Source organism: Mucilaginibacter pocheonensis (assembly GCF_031456535.1).
In the GTDB taxonomy this organism is placed as follows: domain Bacteria; phylum Bacteroidota; class Bacteroidia; order Sphingobacteriales; family Sphingobacteriaceae; genus Mucilaginibacter; species Mucilaginibacter pocheonensis.
In genome coordinates, this window is sequence record NZ_JAVDUU010000001.1 from 402442 (window position 1) to 421091 (window position 18650).

General features: G+C 40.5%; 16 protein-coding genes and 5 tRNA genes. 18 read left to right on the forward strand and 3 right to left on the reverse strand.

All coding sequences use genetic code 11. From position 1 onward, the window contains the following. Positions 1–73 precede the first annotated feature (73 nt). Entirely contained in the window at positions 74–3331 is a 3258-nt protein-coding gene (locus J2W55_RS01720; RefSeq protein ID WP_310091248.1) for a TonB-dependent receptor, read from the forward strand. A gap of 42 nt (positions 3332–3373) precedes the next feature. Here the strand turns inward: J2W55_RS01720 and J2W55_RS01725 are convergent, their stop codons facing one another. Both J2W55_RS01725 and J2W55_RS01730 read right to left on the reverse strand, forming a co-directional pair. Next, positions 3374–4798, reverse strand: coding sequence for an APC family permease (locus J2W55_RS01725; protein ID WP_310091250.1), 1425 nt, complete (start codon positions 4796–4798; stop codon positions 3374–3376). Between the two features lie 129 nt (positions 4799–4927). Beyond that, entirely contained in the window at positions 4928–6682 is a 1755-nt protein-coding gene (locus J2W55_RS01730) for a bifunctional lysophospholipid acyltransferase family protein/GNAT family N-acetyltransferase (protein WP_310091253.1), read from the reverse strand. A gap of 78 nt (positions 6683–6760) precedes the next feature. Between J2W55_RS01730 and J2W55_RS01735 the strand changes: the two genes are divergently transcribed. Together J2W55_RS01735 and J2W55_RS01740 are read left to right on the forward strand one after the other, a co-directional pair. Then, positions 6761–7627 (forward strand): helix-hairpin-helix domain-containing protein, encoded by an 867-nt coding sequence (locus tag J2W55_RS01735; RefSeq protein WP_310091255.1) that lies wholly within the window; start codon positions 6761–6763, stop codon positions 7625–7627. Further along, entirely contained in the window at positions 7624–8151 is a 528-nt protein-coding gene (locus J2W55_RS01740) for an adenine phosphoribosyltransferase (RefSeq protein ID WP_310091258.1), read from the forward strand. Before J2W55_RS01735 ends, J2W55_RS01740 begins: the two co-directional genes overlap by 4 nt. Before the next feature lie 61 nt (positions 8152–8212). Here J2W55_RS01740 and J2W55_RS01745 read toward each other — a convergent pair whose 3' ends face one another. Beyond that, positions 8213–9283, reverse strand: a complete 1071-nt coding sequence (locus J2W55_RS01745; RefSeq protein ID WP_310091260.1) for a PAS domain-containing sensor histidine kinase — start codon at positions 9281–9283, stop codon at positions 8213–8215. Positions 9284–9592: 309 nt separating this feature from the next. On the opposite strand from J2W55_RS01745, the gene J2W55_RS01750 reads away from it, so the two are divergent. The 15 genes from J2W55_RS01750 (at position 9593) to rplK (ending at position 18628) form a co-directional block, all read left to right on the forward strand. Next, positions 9593–11029, forward strand: a complete 1437-nt coding sequence (locus J2W55_RS01750; protein WP_310091262.1) for an MBOAT family O-acyltransferase — start codon at positions 9593–9595, stop codon at positions 11027–11029. A 3-nt stretch (positions 11030–11032) separates the two neighbouring features. Continuing rightward, entirely contained in the window at positions 11033–11989 is a 957-nt protein-coding gene (locus tag J2W55_RS01755) for a hypothetical protein (protein ID WP_310091264.1), read from the forward strand. 177 nt (positions 11990–12166) lie between these two features. Beyond that, a complete protein-coding gene (locus J2W55_RS01760; RefSeq protein WP_310091266.1) occupies positions 12167–13342 on the forward strand; it encodes an acyl-CoA dehydrogenase in 1176 nt (391 codons plus the stop codon). Positions 13343–13494: 152 nt separating this feature from the next. Next, positions 13495–13686, forward strand: coding sequence for a 30S ribosomal protein S21 (rpsU, locus tag J2W55_RS01765; RefSeq protein WP_183568293.1), 192 nt, complete (start codon positions 13495–13497; stop codon positions 13684–13686). 84 nt (positions 13687–13770) lie between these two features. Continuing rightward, positions 13771–14682: a tyrosine-type recombinase/integrase gene (locus J2W55_RS01770; protein WP_310091268.1), complete on the forward strand. Its 912-nt coding sequence runs from the start codon at positions 13771–13773 to the stop codon at positions 14680–14682. Between the two features lie 13 nt (positions 14683–14695). Then, a complete protein-coding gene (gene hpf, locus J2W55_RS01775; RefSeq protein ID WP_310091271.1) occupies positions 14696–15043 on the forward strand; it encodes a ribosome hibernation-promoting factor, HPF/YfiA family in 348 nt (115 codons plus the stop codon). Between the two features lie 240 nt (positions 15044–15283). Beyond that, positions 15284–15356 (forward strand) — tRNA-Thr (locus J2W55_RS01780). 66 nt (positions 15357–15422) lie between these two features. Continuing rightward, positions 15423–15503 (forward strand) — tRNA-Tyr (locus tag J2W55_RS01785). Positions 15504–15586: 83 nt separating this feature from the next. Next, positions 15587–15659: transfer RNA gene (locus J2W55_RS01790), tRNA-Gly, on the forward strand. A gap of 93 nt (positions 15660–15752) precedes the next feature. Then, a tRNA-Thr gene (locus J2W55_RS01795) sits at positions 15753–15824 on the forward strand. A gap of 60 nt (positions 15825–15884) precedes the next feature. Beyond that, on the forward strand, positions 15885–17072 hold the full coding sequence (gene tuf / locus J2W55_RS01800) for an elongation factor Tu (protein ID WP_310091273.1): 1188 nt from the start codon (positions 15885–15887) through the stop codon (positions 17070–17072). Positions 17073–17147: 75 nt separating this feature from the next. Then, positions 17148–17218: transfer RNA gene (locus J2W55_RS01805), tRNA-Trp, on the forward strand. Between the two features lie 18 nt (positions 17219–17236). Continuing rightward, positions 17237–17431, forward strand: a complete 195-nt coding sequence (gene secE, locus J2W55_RS01810; protein ID WP_310091275.1) for a preprotein translocase subunit SecE — start codon at positions 17237–17239, stop codon at positions 17429–17431. 16 nt (positions 17432–17447) lie between these two features. Beyond that, a complete protein-coding gene (gene nusG / locus J2W55_RS01815) occupies positions 17448–17990 on the forward strand; it encodes a transcription termination/antitermination protein NusG (protein ID WP_076374894.1) in 543 nt (180 codons plus the stop codon). A 194-nt stretch (positions 17991–18184) separates the two neighbouring features. Continuing rightward, positions 18185–18628 (forward strand): 50S ribosomal protein L11, encoded by a 444-nt coding sequence (rplK, locus tag J2W55_RS01820; RefSeq protein ID WP_310091281.1) that lies wholly within the window; start codon positions 18185–18187, stop codon positions 18626–18628. Positions 18629–18650: the final 22 nt, after the last annotated feature.

Here is an 18650-nt window from a genome sequence, read left to right on the forward strand (position 1 = left end):
GAGGGTAAATATAATCTTGTGTTAACATGCTGTTAATATTGTAGCTGAACCTTTGTGCTTTAAATAAACACAAATGAAAAAGCTTTACTTTATCCTTTTATCAGTGCTGATTATAGGGGTTGCAGATGTTGCCAGGGCGCAAATCACAACCTCGTTAATAAGCGGAAAAGTTACCGACCAGAAAGGCGTTACCCTGCCAGGTGTAACCGTAACTGTACTTAATACAGGCACCGGAACACGTTATGGTGCGCAAACCAACGCCGATGGGCGTTATACAATAGCCAACGTTAACCCCGGGGGCCCTTATACCATCTCAGCCTCTTTTGTGGGGTTTAAAAAAGACGAAAGAACCAATATTAGTCTAAGTTTGGGCAGCACTACTTTTAACTTTGCGCTTGCTGACGAAACAACAACTTTAAAAGAGGTAAAGGTTAGAGCAAATGCAGGCGGTACAAAAACCGGCGCAAGTACCCGTATCAATCAAAACCAGATCCGTACTGCGCCATCTATTAACCGCAGCTTGCAGGACCTCACCAGGAACACTCCTCAAAGTAACAACAACTCATTTCAGGGAACTAACTACCGTTACAATAACGTAACCCTTGATGGTGCCATTAATAACGACGCGATTGGTTTTAGCCCGTCATTAGGCGGCCAGAACAATGCATCGGGCCAGGTAGGCAGCAGTACCCGCACAAGCCCTGTATCATTAGATGCTATTCAGGATATTCAGGTATTGGTTGCTCCTTATGATATCAAGATCGGTAACGTATTGGGTGGTAGTATCAACGCGGTAACCCGCAGCGGTACCAATGATTTTACCGGTTCGGTTTACGGATTTGGCAGGGGCGCATTTTTAGTAGGTCCAAATAATGCTTCAAAAGCAGCTGGCGGCGATGGATCAAAATTACCAGACAGCTTTCATGATTTTCAAACCGGTATCCGTTTAGGTTTCCCTATCATTAAAAATAAATTATTCTTCTTTACCAACGAAGAAATTGCCCGCAGGAAAGATCCTGTGATCCGCGGTGCGGATGGTACCGGCTCAACCCAGATATTAAGCAAAACAGATGCTGACAATCTGGTTAACGCGTTTACTAAGTATTATGGGGTGAGTCCGGGCACTTACCAAAACACAAGTATATTTTCAAACTCCAATAAATTCTTTAACCGTTTGGACTGGAATATTGATGATCATAATCAATTAACGCTTCGTAATAATACCATTACTTCAACAGCTACCAACCTGGAGCGCGATCAGCAGAATTTCCGTTTCGGTGGAATTGATTATACTTCACATAACAATTCAACTTCGACTGTTGCCGAGTTAAAATCGAGGTTTTCAAACAACCTGAGCAATAGCCTGGTTTTAGGTTATTCAAACGTGCATGATTACCGTGATCCTAATTCAAACCCTTCATTACCGCAGATCGAGATCACCGGCCGTACTCCCGGTACCACCATATTTATGGGTACCGACCGTGAGGCCGCGATATTTGATATGCACCAGAAAACCGCTGAGTTTACCGATAACCTAACCTGGTCAAAAGGAAATAACACCTTTACTTTTGGTACACACAACGAGTTTTATAATATCACTTATAACTTTGTGAACTCATGGAACGGTCGTACAGCTTACAGCAGTATTGATAACTTTATTGCTGCACAACCGCAACCAAGCCGCGTGCGTTACAATGGTAATTATACTAACAATACCCGCGATTATATCTTAGCTAATCCGTCAGCTAAATTTAAGGTTAACTTGTTGAGCTTATACGGACAGGATGAGATACAGGTGAACGATAATTTCAAACTGACCTTAGCTTTACGTTTGGATTATGCCGATGTGCCTAACAAGCAACCGTTGAGTGATAAAACCACCAACGCGCCTGCTGATCCTAATTATGGTACAACATTTACTTATACCAAACCGAGGGACATCAAACAAAACTACCTGAACAATATTGAGTTTAATCCGCGCGCTTCATTTAATTACGATATTAATGGCGACCAGAGCGTTGTTTTGCGTGGTGGTAGCGGATTCTTTACAGGTAGGGTTCCGTTTGCATGGTTTGGTTATGCGTTTTATAACAATGGTAATACTTATGGTGCTTATGATAACAAATCACCTGCTGCCGGCGTACCAACAACACCCGCTTTCGATCCTAAAGGGTCAACTCAGGTAGATATGATAGACAATAACTTTAAAATGCCACAGGTATGGAGAAGCAGTTTAGCCGTTGATTATACCACTGATGATCAATGGAAATTTACTGCCGAAGGTATCTACACCAAAGTTATTCACGATTTAAAATTCCAGCAGGTAAATACTAAGGATAGTGTTACTTACTACCCTTATGATACCCAACACCAACAGCCTATATTTATAAACAAAGGTGTTAACCCTTCATATACTAACGCTTACCTGTTATCAAACACCAGCCAGGGCTACCGTTACAGTGCAACCGTGCAGGTAGGTAAGTTTACACAATTTGACGCAAACAACGCTTTGAATTTTTCAGTCGCCTATACCTACGGTCATTCTAAAGATGTTACCAACGGTATCCGTAACTCAATGGAGTCAAACTGGCAGTTAAATCAGGCTTTAAATCCAAACAACCCAGGTTTAGCTAACTCAAACTTTGATATCCGTAACCGCATTGTGTCAAACGTCAATTTTAAACATGACTGGGATGCGGCTAAAAACTATACCGCTAATTTTACTTTCTTCTTTAGCGCACAAAGTGGTAACCCTTATACTTATGATATCTACCCAAGTTCTATTGATGGAACCGGCCAGCAGCTTAGCTTAGCCTACATACCTAAAAAAGGCGAAACTGCTAACTTCCTTGTTGATCAAGTAAAAAACGGTGTTGTTGTTCAAACTGCCGCTCAACAGGTTGCTGCCTTTGACGCGTTTATTGATAATGACAAGTACCTGAGCGCACACCGTGGCCAGTTTACAGAACGTAACGCTGCATTTACGCCATGGAATAATCAACTTGATTTCCGTTTTACTCAGGACTTTAAGTTTGGCGGCAAGCACAAACAGATGATCACGTTTACTTATGATATCATCAACTTAACTAACCTGTTGAACAAAAAATGGGGCCAGTATTATTTCTCGGCCAATACATTTAATTCTTCAGCAAGTATTGGTTTAACTCCTGTAAGCAAACTGCCCGGCGCAGCTGGCGGCCCTGCTTTTGTTAAAGATGGTAACGTTGCGGCTTACCCAACTTACAATTTCTCAAACCCAGGCTTGCCATACTCTGTTGATTTATTTGCTTCAAGATGGCAAATGCAATTCGGTGTACGTTATAGCTGGTAATACCAACAAATTTAACTAAAACTGATAAAAACGCCCTGCCGGTTAAACGGCAGGGCGTTTGTTGTTATATCCTTTTTTAAAATAAACGTAAAAAGGAGCCCCGCTTAAAATAAGCAGCAAGCCAATTACCGACGCCTGTGTTTGGGTTATGGCGGTATTGATTACCAATGCGATGCAAAATAATATAATGATAATGGGAATTACAGGGTAACCAATTACTTTTGATTTGATGACCCCCTTCATTTTCATCCGCACCAATCCCCAGGTAGCCAGCGCAAAAAAAGCATAGGAAGCAAAAATAACCAGGTTGGTTATCTGGTCAAAAGTACCGCTGCATACCAGTATAATGCTCCATACAGCGGAGTAAAACAACGCTATGTGTGGGGTACGGAAAGATTGATGCACGTTTGCCGCTTTTTTAAAGAAAACGTTTTCCTGTGCCATACGGAAATAAACCCGCGGATAAGAGATAATACAGCCGTTAAGCGCGCCAAAAGTACACACCATAATCAGGACCGCAATAATTACCGATCCGGTTTTACCCATTAAAATACCGGCAATTTCGGCAGCCGCTATTTTATTATTACCAAGCAATGCCAGTTGCGATACTGGTAAAACTTTCATATAGGTATAGTTAAGCATCACATATAAGGTCATGGCTATGCCCACGCCACCAATAATTGCCAGCGGAATATTCCGTTTGGGGTTTTTAATTTCGCCGGTTACAAAAGTAATATTGGCCCACCCGTCATAAGCCCACAACGCGCTGAGCATTGCGCCAAATAAACCGCTCAATAAAGCAGTACCATTGCCAGGAGGCACCGGAGGCTTTGCTACTGTGTTTGCAACAGGATGCCCGGCATATAACAGCCCCGCGACAATCAGCAGTAAAATACCCAGGATCTTAGCGGTGGTTACAATGTTGTTTAAAACCCCCGCTTTATTTATACCCCGGTAATTTATCCAGGTTAGTAACATTATGGTAATTACTGCCAGTATTTTGATCCCAGAATCGGCAAAGGGAAAAACAGAACCGCTGATATTTATATCTTTAAAAGCGTATAAAGGATCGGGCAACGGGATCAGTGTATTTACCGACTGTGCAAATACAAACGATAACGCAGCTACAGCACCGCTGCCAACTATGGTAAAAATGGTCCATCCAAATAAAAAGGCAATAAAATCGCCGTATATCAATCGCAGATATTCATACACGCCACCTGTTTGGGTGGTCATGGTGGCCAGTCCGGCATAGGTAAAAGCGCCAAACATGGTAATCACGCCGGCTATGATCCATGCTGCAAGGATATAGGTTTCATTGTTCAGTGTTTGCGACATCGGAACAATTTTTTTAAACACACCTGAGCCTATCATGATACCTGCTACCAATAAGATGCCCGTGGGCAAACCCAGTACCTGTTTAAGATGGGCGGCCGTATTTGAGGTATTAGGTTTGTTTTTTTCCATTGACCATCCGGATTATTGGTATTGTTCACCGCAATATAATTTATTTCAAACAAAAAGCCCTGCCGGGTAACCGGCAAGGCTTTGTTTTATATCGATCAGATGATCTGTATATCCTTAAATCAAGGTCAATTACAAGTTTTTGCCCAGCTTCTCCAATATATCCTGAGGTACTTTTTCAAGGTCAAGCACCAGGAAACCATCCAGGCAGTCGGCAAATTTAGGGTCGATGTTAAAGCTGATGATCTTGGCATTAAGGGCTATATATTGGCGCAGCAGTACAGGTACTTTCATATTACGCGTTTCTACCTCCGATATCAGATTATCCAGGCCTTTAAATGTATCCTCGCCGGCCATCAGCAGGTCTGTATCAATCTTGGCAAAATCAACCTTGAACTTTTTGCGCGGTTTAACATACTGCGCCATTTCATGATCAAAGTGGTTACGGTTGATATAATCAACAATAAGCGATTTGGAAAACCTGGAAAACGAATTGCTGATACTCACCGGACCTATCAAATACCTGTAACGCGGATTATCGATCAGGAACTTTAAAATACCCTTCCACAATAAAAACAGCGGCAGCGGTTTGGTTTGGTATTCTTTACGTATCCATGAGCGGCCAAGCTCAAGGCTGCGGCGCAATACCGGGGTAAACTGTGTTTTAAGTTTAAAAAGCTCGGTAATGTAAAACCCTTTTTTACCAACGCTGTAAAATATCTCATCGCCTAAACCTATGCGGTAGGCACCTACTATCATTTTTGCTTCAAAATCCCAGATGAACAGGTGATGATAGTAAATATCATACTCATCAAGGTCAATGGCCTTGTTAGTGCCTTCCCCAACCTCCCTGAAGGTTACTTCGCGCAGACGGCCAATCTCGCGTATTACATTTGGTATAACCGATGTAGGTGCTATAAATACCTCATAGTTCTTTTCGGTCCATATCTTATAATTATCACGCAGGGGGGCTATCTCTTTTTCAAGCACAGCCGAATCAATTTCGTGAGCCACGGCCTCGGGCAGCCGTTTTATTTTAAACAGATTACGCGGACTGAATAATTTTTTTTCCTCTTCAAGGCCGGTTCCCAGGGCATAAGTACGGGCACGTAAAAAGTTGAGCAGCTTGGCGCTGTTGTTATGATCAGGAATATCCTCAATATTTATAGGCTTGCCAATACGTAGTTTAATGGTATGCCCGTGCTTGTTAAACAATTCAGAAGGTAGTTTGGCGGTACGCAGGGCAGGGTGTATAAGGCTCAGCAAGTTAAATAGCAGGCCATTGTTGCCGTGAAAATAAATAGGCACAACAGGCACTTTTGCCTTAGCTATAATTTTACCCACCACAGGGTGCCAAAGGCGGTCTGTTACCTGTTTTTGCTCAACCTTAAAGGTTGATACTTCGCCAGCAGGGAAAATACCTATAGGTGTACCATTATTTAAAAGCTCCAGCGTGTTTTTTAAGCCGCTGATGCTTGATGAGTGTTCAACATTTTCAAATGGGTTAACGGCTATAAAATAGTCGCTTAGGTTTGGGATCTTTTTAAGGATAAAATTAGCCATCAGCTTGGCATCCGGCCTTGCCATCAACAACATTTTCAACAGCACCATGCCTTCAATACCTCCGTAGGGGTGATTGGCAATAGCAACAAAGCTGCCTGTTTTAGGTATGTTCCTTAGCTCCCGTTCGTCAAATTCAATATCAATACCACAACCTTCCAAAATAGCGTCAATAAACTCAATACCCTGTTTTGGCTGTGCCTGGGCAAAAAGATCATTAACCTGGTTAATTTTCATTAGCTCCATCAATAAAGCGGCCAGGCCCGGCATCTTCAACTTATCCAGTTTGGTGGCTTTGGCAAACTCTTCGGTGGTTATTACTTTCATTTTTTACAAAAGGGGTGTTTTAATTAACTTATAAATATCCTGAAATTTTCTTTATTTTAACAATTGATAAATGCTTAAATGAAGGCACCCATAAAAAGCTACTTGTCTGTAACCAAAAAAGAATGGAACGGAATGGTAGTGTTTATTATTTTAATAGCATTAGTTTTAGCAGCGCCTTACGTTTATCAAACGTTTTGCAAAGATAATATAATAAATTTTAAAGAGTTTGATAAAGCCGTAGCCCTGCTCGGCAGGGGTAAAAAGCAAACTCGGGGTAGCAATTCTTTGCCCGGCAGTAAGAAGGCGGCGAATGCTGTATTGTTTACTTTTGATCCGAATAATTTAACCGATGAAGGCTGGCAAAAGCTCGGGCTGAACGAGAGGCAGGTAAAGGTTATAAATAACTACAAGGCAAAAGGAGGCAAATTTTATACTAAGGCTGATGTAAAGAAGATGTACTCGGTTACCGACGCAGATTATCAGCGCCTGGAACCTTACATCAATATCCCTAACACCTACCATCATAGTGAAAAAGCGGCCCCCGGAGAGGTTATTGAAATAAATACTGCCGACTCAGCAAAGCTAACCCGTATCAGAGGGATAGGCCCTGCATTTGCCATGCGTATCATCAGGTATCGTGAGCGTGTTGGTGGTTTTTATAAAAAAGAACAGCTAAAAGAGGTGTTTGGCATTGATGAAACAAAATATGCCGAAATAGAGAACGGTATATCTGTAAATGGCAGGCGTATTACTAAGCTTAATGTGAATACGGCAACTTTTAATCAGTTACAACGTTTTCCGTACCTGAGCTATAAGCAGATGAACGCTATTTTGGAGTACCACGCGCAACATGGCGATTATGAGTCAATAGATGACATGAAAAATATTGCCATACTTAATGAAGGAATTTTGCGTAAAATTGAGCCATATTTAGTTTTTAAATGATAACCCAGCAAATAAAGAACGCCATTCGTGATATTCCTGATTTTCCAAAACCCGGAATTGTTTTTAAAGATATTACTCCCATATTAAAAGACCCTGTTTTATGCGATAACATTGTTAACGCTTTTGTGGAGCAATTAAAAGGCACGCGTATTGATGTAATAGCTGGTATTGAAAGCCGCGGGTTTTTGTTCGGCCTTACGCTTGCCACCAAATTAGGTGTTCCTTTTGTGCCGATACGCAAAGCGGGTAAATTGCCTTTTACTATTAAACAAAAGGCTTACAAGCTGGAGTATGGCACAGCAATTATTGAATGCCATACCGATGCCTTTGAGCCCGGGCAGCATATCCTGATTCATGATGACCTGCTGGCAACCGGCGGCACGGTAACTGCGGCAAGCGAGCTGATCAATGAAATGGGAGGGGTGGTAGCCGGGTTTTCGTTTGTGGTGGAACTTGGCTTTTTAAATGGCCGCGAGCGGATAGCACCTATCAGCGATACACTGGTGGTGCTGGCAAAATATTAAAAGATATTTAATCTGCGCCTGTTGCAATATCTGCACAAATTAATTTGATAAGCCGGGTTTATTAATTCCTGAATGATATAACAAACATTGTCCCTTCATTTACTTTACTTTCAATGGTTATTTGCCCGCCTAAGCTGGTAACGTGGTTATGCACCAAGTACAAACCAATACCTTTGCTATCAGTATGCCCGTGAAACTTTTGGTTAAGGCCAAAAATCCTGTCTTTTACTTTGTCTATATCAAAACCAAGCCCCTCATCCTTGAATATGAGTTGATTGACGCCGTTAACCTCTCTCGAATATATGGTGATAACAGGGTTACATTCAGTTTTAACATATTTAATGGAATTGGTGATCAGGTTGAGCAATATACTTTCGAAATAGCCCCTGTTAAATTTGATCTTCTTAACTTCAGAAAAATCAGTGTCAATAGTTGTTCTTGAATTTAATATTAAAGTATTTAACGATTGCTTAACCACATGAAAGCAGCTTTGCAGATCCAGTTCTTCTGTTTGAATAGTTAAAACGTCTTTTTGACTTAGCTCATCAACATACTTATTTAGCGTATCTTTTAGGTTTTCGGTGGCAGCTTTTAGCATTCCTATGAATTCAAGGGTTTCGTCATCCTGAATTTTGGAGGTATCCAACAATTGAAATACCGATATCAAATTACTTACCGGCGATCTAAGATCGTGCGACGTAGTATAGGTAAGCTGCTTAAGATCATGATTTATCCTGGTTAAATTTTCAATCAAAGTATTCCTGTCTTCCTCAATTTTCTTTTTATGTGTTATGTTTTTTGCTATGGCGAACACCACCTGTTCACTTTCAACAGGTATCGATGTCCACGAAAGCCAAACTATCTCGCCATCTTTTGTTACATAGCGGTTCTCAAAGTTTAACAGGGGAATGTTTTTTAAAAGGTTTGAGCGGTTGCCGGCCGTAATATTCCTGTCTTCGGGGTGAATAAATGAACTAACCGGCCTTGAATATAACTCTTCGTTGGAATAACCCAGGGTTTTGGAAACAATAGGGTTTATCTTTTTAAAATAGCCATCATATCCGGTTATACACAACAGATCTGCCGACAGATCAAAAAAAAGTTCTAAATTAAAAGTGTCACTCGTATTCAAACCGCAGCTTCTTTTGAATGTCCATACATAAAGTTATTCTTTTTAATTAAATAAAAGATAGTTGACAGAATATATTTCACCGGCAAAACAGGGAGTTTTTTAAAATCTAAACCGTTAAAACTAACATTATACTTTAGTGCTTCAAAATGTCCAGCCGGTTAAGGCTCCGGGGTTTGTGACTTGTTTAAACAACAAGTGCCACAAACGTGACGAGCGTCACTTTTTAGTCTGGATTATTCTTTTACTTTTAAAAGGCTTTAGTGGAACAAACCGGTTAATGGAAATAAAAGCCATATAAAATAATTAAGAATGCTGTTTAACTCCATCAACTTTGCACTTTTTTTACCGGTGGTGTTCCTGCTGTACTGGTTTGTTATCAACCGTAGCTTAAAAGCTCAAAACATCCTGCTTCTTGCATCAAGCTACTTTTTTTATGCCAGCTGGGATTACAGGTTCCTGTTTCTACTGATATTTTCAACCATGCTTGATTATTTTACAGGGATAAAAATAGCCGGTGCCAAAAATATTGCATACAAAAAAACATGGCTTTGGATCAGCATAGGCGTAAATCTGGGCTTTCTTGCTTTTTTTAAGTATTATAATTTCTTTTCTGTTTCGTTTTCAGAGGCCGTAGCTCATTTAGGTTTCCGGGTTGACCCCTGGACCATCAAAGTGATTTTGCCGATAGGAATATCCTTTTATACCTTTCATGGATTATCTTATGTAATTGATATTTATAAAGAGCGCATCAGGCCCGAAAAGAGCTTTATTAATTACGCCGTATTTGTTAGTTTTTTTCCGTTACTGGTAGCCGGCCCCATTGAACGGGCCACGCATCTTTTACCTCAAATTAAAAAAAAGCGGTTATTTGACCATGCCAGGGCTATTGATGGCTTGCGGCAAATTTTATGGGGACTGTTTAAAAAAGTTGTTATTGCCGATCAATGTTCGCAATATGTAAACGTGATCTTTAATGGTTCTGCGTCCTTCTCGGGCAGCGAGCATATTGTGGGGGCCGTTTTGTTCACGTTTCAAATTTACTGCGATTTTTCCGGTTACTCAGATATTGCTTTGGGTGTGGCAAGGCTGTTTGGTATTGAATTATTGAGAAATTTTGCCTTCCCATATTTTTCGAGGGATATTGCCGAGTTCTGGCGGCGCTGGCACATCTCGCTTTCGTCCTGGTTTAAAGATTATCTGTACATACCGTTGGGGGGGAGCAAAGGGGGACTGTGGATGAAGATCAGGAACACCTTTATCATATTCCTGGTGAGCGGTTTCTGGCATGGCGCCAACTGGACATTTATTATCTGGGGCGGCTTAAATGCAATTTACTTTTTGCCCCTGCTTATATTGAATAAGAACCGCGCCAACCTTGAAATTGTAGCGAAGGGAAAGCTACTGCCAACTGCTTGGGAATTTGCAGGTATGGTGTTTACTTTTAGCATAACCGTTTTTGCCTGGATATTTTTCAGGGCGGCCAGCGTGGGCGGCGCTGTTAAATACATTGCTGAAATATTTACCGCTCCGTTCTTTACTTATCCTATCCGTTTAAATATCCCTTTTACGCTGCTCATTTGCTTCTTTTTAATAGTGGAATGGTTTGGGCGTGAGTATCAATATGCTTTGGGTAAACCTGATATCGCTTTCCCAAAGATTGCAAGATGGTCGTTTTATTATGTCCTTGTATTGAGCATATGGTATTTTGCCGGTGCCGAGCAGCAATTCATTTATTTTCAATTTTGATCCATGAAAAGGTTTATCATACAAGTATTGCTGTTTTTATCGCCCGTTATTGTATTGGCTGTGTTAATGGAAGCGCTGCTCAGAAATATACCCAATGATTACCAATACAAATGCGACTACCTCAATAGAAATTCAAATAAGATAGATGTGCTTATTTTAGGCTCGTCACATGCCTACTATGGCATTAACCCGCAGTTGATGACGCATAAAAGCTTTAACGCGGCCTATGTTGCCCAGTCGTTATTTTACGATTGGCAAATAATAAAAAAGTATGATAAAAACTGGCATCACCTAAAGTTCATTATACTGCCTGTTGATTATTTTTCTTTATATGGAAGGCTTGAAAACGGAATAGAAAGCTGGCGGGTTAAAGATTACAATATTTATTATGGGATAAGCAGCAGTCACTATACAGATAACAGTGAATTGTTAAGTAATAAATTAAGGTTAAATGTCGCCCGGATAAAATCAGTGTACTTTAACCATGAATCAGATTTACTGTGCTCAAAGTTTGGCTGGGGAACCGAATATCTGTCGCAAAAAAGGAAAGACCTGCCGAGTACCGGGGCGCTTGCTGCAAAAAGGCACTTTGTTATTAATGAAGGCTATTTCAACGAAAATGTTGCAGTTTTAACATCTATCATTAAATACGCGGCTAAAAACCATATTAAAGTGTTGTTATATACTTCGCCTGCATATAAAACCTACGTGCAAAATTTAAACCGGCGGCAGCTTAACAGCACTATCGGCATGCTTTATGTGCTAAGTAAGAAATATGATAACGTTTTTTACTGGAACTTACTTAACAACCATTCCTTCAACGCGGTTGATTTTTATGATGCCGACCATTTAGATAACCTGGGTGCAGGGAAACTCACCCACAAAATGGATAGTTTAATTTCGATGATGGAAAAAGGACCGAACAACCGTTTTTCGTCGCTTTTGGTGTCGGGGCATTAATCTGGCAAAATATTACAAAAAAAAATTAAAACTGTATTCTTTTCAAATTATCAGGTTTAAATTAACTAAACATCATAATTATACCATATACCAATTTGTACTTCTTTTTAACAGTTATTAGCCTAAAACTAAGCTGATAATTAATCCGTTACTTTGCTGATAACCAATTAAAATAACATGGATTCTTTATTCACTGACAGCCCGACAGGGTACGATTTTTCGATTAATGATAATCAGCAGATGGTAGGGCAAATGGCCAGGGATTTTGCCGAAAGAAATATAAGACCCTACGTAATGGAGTGGGACGAAGCACAGCATTTTCCTGCTGATTTGTTTAAAAAACTGGGTGAGCTGGGTATGATGGGCGTAGTAGTGCCCGAACAATATGGTGGCTCAGGCTTCGGTTATGCCGAATATGTAACTGTAATTTCTGAAATAGCGAAGGTTTGCGGCTCTATAGGTTTATCACTGGCGGCGCATAACTCTTTATGTACCGGTCATATACTGGCTTTTGGTAATGAAGAGCAGAAGCACAAATGGTTGCCCAAACTCGCTACTGCCGAATGGCTGGGGGCCTGGGGACTTACAGAATCTGGCACTGGGTCTGATGCGCTGAACATGGGTACTACAGCTGTATTAGAGGGCGACCATTATATAGTGAACGGCTCAAAGAACTTTATAACGCATGGCAAATCCGGCGATGTTGCGGTAGTAATGGTGCGAAGCGGGCAGAAGGGGGATTCGCGCGGTATATCTGCCCTGGTTATTGAAAAGGGGACCCCGGGTTTTACCCACGGGAAAAAGGAGAACAAGATGGGTATGCGTGCCTCAGAAACTACTGAGCTGGTGTTTGACAATTGCCGTGTACCCAAAGAAAACCTGCTCGGTAACGAAGGAGAAGGCTTTAAGCAAGCGATGACAGTACTGGATGGCGGCCGTATCTCAATTGCAGCGTTATCATTAGGTATTGCTAAAGGCGCATTTGAAGCCGCCGTAGCCTACTCAAAAGAGCGCAAGCAATTTGGGCAACCTATTAGTAATTTTCAGGGGATATCATTTAAATTGGCTGAGATGGCAACTGAAATTGAAGCCGCCGAATTGCTGGTGATGCAGGCCGCTGATCTGAAAACAAGGCACCTGCCGGTAACCAAACAATCGGCCATGGCTAAGTATTATGCATCAGAAGTGGCCGTACGTGTTGCAAACGAAGCCGTACAAATTTTTGGCGGGTATGGTTACACCAAAGATTTCCCTGTCGAAAAATATTACCGGGACGCCAAACTTTGCACCATTGGCGAGGGGACATCCGAAATACAAAAGATAGTGATAAGCCGGGAAGTACTGCGTGGATGAGTTTTAATATCGGACGCCGGATGCTGAATATCGAATTTTGAAATGATCTTATTACTATTAGTTCCCTGATATTAAATTATTGAAATTTCTATTTGAAAATCAAATATTTGTGTTTACCTTTGACCCTCCTTGAAAGGAGGTATTTAGGAATTATGATCATTATTAACGTAAAAGAAGGCGAATCATTAGACAAAGCATTGAAGCGCTTCAAAAAGAAATTCGAGAAAACAGGTGTATTAAGAGAACTTCGCAGCCGTCAGGCGTTCGAAAAAAAATCTGTAACTCGTCGTCATGTTGTTAAACATGCCATCTACAAGCAAAATATGAACTTAGAAACTGTCTAAATCCCTTAAAAGATTTTTTCAAATTTCTTAACACTATATTAAAACTATTTGTACATTCATTGTCTGGATGTTCAAATAGTTTTTATGTTTTTAGAGCGTTTTATCCAATATATTAAATTCGAAAAGCGATACTCCCCGCATACCGTATCTGCTTATGAATCAGATCTGGATCAGTTCATGCTCTTCCTCAATAACCCTGATAAGGCCGGTGTTGCGCCCGGGCAGGTTATTATACATCCCAATCAGATAAGCTATCATGACATCCGCGACTGGATGGTTGAGCTAATGGGCCAAAAGCTCACTGCCCGGTCAGTAAACCGTAAAATGGCCACCCTGCGTAAGTATTTTAAATTTTTACTGCAGGAAGGGCTTATTACAGAAAATCCGTCCTCAAAAATCCGCTCACAAAAAATACCGAAAACCCTTCCTGTTGTGGTTGAGGACGCCCGCCTTACCCAAATGCTTGATGATAATAAAATATTTGCTGATGATTTTACAGGTCAGCGCGATAAGCTGATCATTGAAATGTTGTTTGGTACAGGTATTCGCCTGGCCGAGCTGCTTGGCATTAAGGATCAGGATATTAACGACTATGAAGGCACCCTGAAGGTTTTGGGAAAACGGAATAAGGAGCGCATCATACCTATAAATACCGAGTTGCGCATATTATTGGGCAAGTACCTGGAGTTAAAGAAAAATCAAAATTTTCATAACAATTCCGCAACATTGATCGTTACAAGTAAAGGAGCCGATGCTTACCCGAAACTAATATATTTAATAGTGCAGAAATACCTCTCCAATATATCGACCCAAAATAAAAGAAGCCCTCACGTACTCAGGCACACGTTTGCAACAAGTTTGTTAAACAGTGGCGCCGATCTAAATTCGATCAAAGAACTTTTGGGGCACGCCAATCTGAGCGCTACCCAAATTTATACACACAATTCAGTTGAACGATTAAAGTCTATTTACAAACAAGCCCATCCAAAGGCGTAATCAAGGAGGAAACATGAAAATTACAGTGCAATCAATTCATTTTACCGCAGACAGGAAATTATTAGATTTTATTCAGAAAAAAGCTGACAAACTTGATACTTTTTATGACCAGATAATTAGCGGAGAAGTTTACTTAAAGCTTGAGAATGTGGAAGATGAAGCAAATAAAATAACGGAGATAAAATTGTTACTTCCAGGAAACAGGATTTTTGCCAAAGAGCAATGCAAGACATTTGAAGAAGCTACAGATTTGGCAATTGAAAGCTTACGTAAGCAGATTGAAAAGCATAAACAGAAAAAAACCATTGCTGACGCTGCAGCTAAAAAAGCTATACTGATGGCAGCGGCAGAAGATTTATAGCGTAAAAAGGCCCTTTTTAGGTAAAAATCGACGGGTTTTAAGCCCGTCGATTTTTTTTGATAAAAAATTTTGTAAGGGTTTAAATTTTTGTAGATTTGCAATCCCTTTCAGAGAGGTGCTGACTACAGCAAATTTTTGTGAAGATTGTTCTTTAAAATATAAAAAAGCTTATTAGTTTTGCCGCTCTAATTTTAAAAGCCTGTAAAGGTTTATAAAACAAGAAAAGGTAATTAAATATAAGCCTCCTTAGCTCAGCTGGTAGAGCGACTGACTTGTAATCAGTAGGTCATTGGTTCGATCCCGATAGGAGGCTCTGTTTTTTTCGGAAGTGTGATGTTTAGCTTCAACTTTGGACATCGCAAATCCGAAATCAACAACTGGGGGGATACCAGAGCGGTCAAATGGGACGGACTGTAAATCCGTTGCTTCGGCTACGAAGGTTCGAATCCTTCTCCCCCCACTGGAAATTCCAGGAGAGCTAAATTCTAAATTCTAAAAAAAATATTTTAGAGTTTAGAGTTTAGTTTTTGGAATTTAAAAAAAGCGGAAGTAGCTCAGTTGGTAGAGCGATAGCCTTCCAAGCTATAGGTCGCGAGTTCGAACCTCGTCTTCCGCTCGGTTGGTTCATCAGGGAGTTAGTTCATTAGTACTAAGTTGTACAAGATTAATGAACGATTGAACAGATGAACCAATGAACAAAGAACAATAAGCCGACGTAGCTCAGGGGTAGAGCACTTCCTTGGTAAGGAAGAGGTCATGGGTTCAAATCCCATTGTTGGCTCAATAGAATAAAAAAGAATACATTTTAAGTATAAAATTAACCTACAAATAATAATAAATCATGGCAAAAGAAAAGTTTGACCGCAGTAAACCGCACTTAAACATCGGTACAATCGGTCACGTTGACCACGGCAAGACAACTTTAACAGCAGCTATTACAAAAGTACTGGCTGATAAAGGTTTCTCAGAAGCTCGTTCATTTGATTCAATTGACTCAGCTCCTGAAGAAAAAGAGCGTGGTATTACTATTAATACAGCACACGTTGAGTATTCAACAGCTAACCGTCACTATGCACACGTTGACTGTCCAGGTCACGCGGATTATGTGAAAAACATGGTTACTGGTGCGGCTCAGATGGATGGTGCAATCATTGTTGTTGCTGCTACTGATGGTCCGATGCCACAAACCCGCGAACACATCCTGTTGGCACGTCAGGTAGGTGTACCTGCACTTGTTGTATTTATGAACAAGGTTGACATGGTTGATGATCCGGAATTATTAGAATTAGTAGAAATGGAAATTCGTGAATTATTATCATTCTACGAATATCCAGGTGATGATATTCCAGTTATCCAGGGTTCAGCTCTTGGTGGCTTAAATAACGATCCTAAATGGGTTGATAAAATTATGGAATTGATGGATGCTGTTGATAACTTCATTCCAATTCCTCCACGTTTAACTGAGCTTCCTTTCTTGATGCCGGTTGAAGACGTGTTCTCAATCACTGGTCGTGGTACTGTTGCAACAGGCCGTATCGAGCGTGGTGTAATCAACTCTGGTGAGCCAGTTGATATCCTGGGTATGGGTGCTGAAAACTTAAAATCAACTGTAACAGGTGTTGAGATGTTCCGCAAGATCCTTGACCGTGGTGAAGCTGGTGACAACGTAGGTTTATTGTTACGTGGTATTGAAAAAACTGATATCCGTCGTGGTATGGTTATTTGCAAACCAGGTTCAGTAACCCCGCATACCGACTTCAAAGCAGAAGTTTACGTATTATCAAAAGCAGAAGGTGGCCGTCACACTCCATTCTTCAATAAATACCGCCCGCAATTCTATTTCCGTACAACTGACGTAACTGGTGAAATTTCATTAGCCGAAGGTGTAGAAATGGTTATGCCAGGTGATAACGTTACCATCACTGTAAAATTGATCAACGCTATCGCTATGGAAAAAGGCTTACGTTTCGCTATCCGTGAAGGTGGCAGAACAGTAGGTGCTGGCCAGGTAACTGAAATTTTGAAATAAGAATTTCGAAAAGGTTAATTGGAAACATAAGTTTGACTGTAAAAAGCAAACTTATGTTTTCTTATTATTAAATACACGGGAATAGTTCAACGGTAGAATAGAGGTCTCCAAAACCTTTGATCAGGGTTCGAATCCTTGTTCCCGTGCATAAGCAAAACAATAAAATGGCAGGCGTAGCTGAATATATTAAAGAATCATACATTGAGTTAACTCAAAAAGTAACCTGGCCAACCTGGCGCGAATTGCAAAGCAGCGCTGTATTGGTACTTGTTGCCGCAATTATTATAGCTATGGTTATTTTAGGTATGGACCAGATTATAGCTTATTTGCTTAAAGTATTTTATAGTTCACTAACATAATATATTGGAGACAACGATGAGTGATCAACTGAAATGGTATGTAGTGAGAGCCATAAGTGGTAAAGAAAAGAAGGTAAAACAATACATTGATGCCGAAATTAGTCGTTTGGGCATTACGCATTTAGTGCCGCAGGTATTGATACCTACTGAAAAATATTACCAGATGCGCGATGGAAAGAAGATAGCTAAAGAGCGTAACTATTTTCCAGGCTATGTATTAATGGAGGCGGTGCTTGATGGCGAAACTGAACACATCATTAAAAATATAAATAGTGTAATAGGTTTTTTGGGCGATAAAGCCGGGAATGCTATTCCATTACGCCAGGCCGAAGTTAACCGTATTTTAGGTAAGGTTGATGAAATGAGCGCCCAGGGCGAAACCATGAACGTGCCTTATTATATTGGCGAGAACGTGAAAGTGATGGACGGTCCTTTCAACGGATTTAGCGGTGTGATAGAAGAGGTTAACGAAGAAAAGAAAAAACTAAAAGTAATGGTAAAGATATTTGGGCGCCGTACGCCGCTTGAATTGAATTACATGCAGGTAGAAAAAGAATAGATTTGAGATATAGGATTTTAGATGTAATACATTGAAAAGTCAAATTGATCAAAACTAACAATAATATAAAAACATACAGGTTTGTAAATAGGGTAAGAGTCTCAAATCTCCTATCTAACATCTCAAATCTAAAAACCTTAAATGTTACTTAGCTTCCACTTACTAACATTGAGTTATAATTAAAGTAAATTAAAATGGCAAAAGAAATCGGTGCGATGGTAAAGCTGCAGGTAAAAGGCGGCGCTGCAAACCCATCACCGCCAATTGGACCAGCATTGGGTGCAAAAGGTGTGAATATCATGGAGTTTTGCAAGCAGTTTAATGCACGTACCCAGGATAAACCTGGTAAAGTGTTGCCTGTTTTAATTACTGTTTATGTTGACAAATCTTTCGATTTTATCATCAAAACCCCTCCGGTTGCAATCCAGTTATTGGAAGCAACAGGTTTAAAAAGCGGTTCAGCAGAGCCCAACCGTAAAAAAGTAGCCAATGTAAATTGGTCACAGGTTGAAACTATTGCTAAAGATAAGATGGTGGATCTGAATGCATTCACAGTAGAATCGGCCATGAAAATGGTGGCAGGTACTGCCCGTAGTATGGGAATAACCGTATCAGGTACGGCTCCCTGGAATAATTAATTTATATTAAAATCAGTTTAAG

Excerpts from the sequence above, each read along its gene's own strand:
- J2W55_RS01720 (WP_310091248.1), top strand. The coding sequence starts at position 74 with ATGAAAAAGCTTTACTTTATCCTTTTATCAGTGCTGATTATAGGGGTT.
- J2W55_RS01725 (WP_310091250.1), bottom strand. The coding sequence starts at position 4,798 with ATGGAAAAAAACAAACCTAATACCTCAAATACGGCCGCCCATCTTAAA.
- J2W55_RS01730 (WP_310091253.1), bottom strand. The coding sequence starts at position 6,682 with ATGAAAGTAATAACCACCGAAGAGTTTGCCAAAGCCACCAAACTGGAT.
- J2W55_RS01735 (WP_310091255.1), top strand. The coding sequence starts at position 6,761 with ATGAAGGCACCCATAAAAAGCTACTTGTCTGTAACCAAAAAAGAATGG.
- J2W55_RS01740 (WP_310091258.1), top strand. The coding sequence starts at position 7,624 with ATGATAACCCAGCAAATAAAGAACGCCATTCGTGATATTCCTGATTTT.
- J2W55_RS01750 (WP_310091262.1), top strand. The coding sequence starts at position 9,593 with ATGCTGTTTAACTCCATCAACTTTGCACTTTTTTTACCGGTGGTGTTC.
- J2W55_RS01755 (WP_310091264.1), top strand. The coding sequence starts at position 11,033 with ATGAAAAGGTTTATCATACAAGTATTGCTGTTTTTATCGCCCGTTATT.
- J2W55_RS01760 (WP_310091266.1), top strand. The coding sequence starts at position 12,167 with ATGGATTCTTTATTCACTGACAGCCCGACAGGGTACGATTTTTCGATT.
- rpsU (WP_183568293.1), top strand. The coding sequence starts at position 13,495 with ATGATCATTATTAACGTAAAAGAAGGCGAATCATTAGACAAAGCATTG.
- J2W55_RS01770 (WP_310091268.1), top strand. The coding sequence starts at position 13,771 with ATGTTTTTAGAGCGTTTTATCCAATATATTAAATTCGAAAAGCGATAC.
- hpf (WP_310091271.1), top strand. The coding sequence starts at position 14,696 with ATGAAAATTACAGTGCAATCAATTCATTTTACCGCAGACAGGAAATTA.
- tuf (WP_310091273.1), top strand. The coding sequence starts at position 15,885 with ATGGCAAAAGAAAAGTTTGACCGCAGTAAACCGCACTTAAACATCGGT.
- secE (WP_310091275.1), top strand. The coding sequence starts at position 17,237 with ATGGCAGGCGTAGCTGAATATATTAAAGAATCATACATTGAGTTAACT.
- nusG (WP_076374894.1), top strand. The coding sequence starts at position 17,448 with ATGAGTGATCAACTGAAATGGTATGTAGTGAGAGCCATAAGTGGTAAA.
- rplK (WP_310091281.1), top strand. The coding sequence starts at position 18,185 with ATGGCAAAAGAAATCGGTGCGATGGTAAAGCTGCAGGTAAAAGGCGGC.